1 protein-coding gene is annotated in these 576 nt (G+C 72.2%); it reads right to left on the bottom strand.

Annotated elements, in window-relative coordinates; genetic code table 11:
* On the bottom strand, positions 1-576 hold a 576-nt coding region (locus tag IH50_RS38395), incomplete at both ends, for a ketoacyl-synthetase C-terminal extension domain-containing protein (protein WP_037873651.1).

Genomic DNA, 576 nt, shown 5'->3' with positions numbered 1-576 from the left:
TCGAACGCTTCCGCGAACACCGGGAAACGCCCATACAGTTCACGTCCCATACCGAGCCGCTGCGACCCCTGACCCGAGAACAGGAACGCCGTACGGCCCTGTTCGGTCGCGCCGACGATCGCGGCGGGGTCGCTCTCTCCCACGCACACCGCGGCCAGGCCGCGCACGGCGGACTCACGGTCGTCGGCGAGGACCACGGCACGGTGGTCGAAGACGGAGCGCTGCGTGGCCAGGGAGCGGCCGAGGTCCACGGCACGCAGTTCGGGGGCGGCCTCGACGCGGGCCAGAAGGCGTGCGGCCTGGGCGTGCAGGGCGGCCTCGGTCTTGCCGGAGAGGATCCACGGCACCACGCCGGGCGCGAGCGAGGCGAGTCCGCCGCTTCCGGCGTCCTCCTCGTCCGCCCTCTCGAATTCGGGCTGTTCGAGGATGACGTGGGCGTTGGTGCCGCTGATGCCGAACGAGGACACACCCGCCCGGCGCGGACGCCCCCCGCCCTCCCATTCCACCGGCTCGGTCAGCAGCTCCACCGCACCCGCCGACCAGTCCACATGCGACGACGGCGCATCCACATGCAGC

The sequence above is a fragment of the Streptomyces sp. NRRL S-37 genome (assembly GCF_000721605.1).
GTDB lineage: Bacteria > Actinomycetota > Actinomycetes > Streptomycetales > Streptomycetaceae > Streptomyces.
This window is presented reverse-complemented; position numbering and strand designations above follow the sequence as displayed.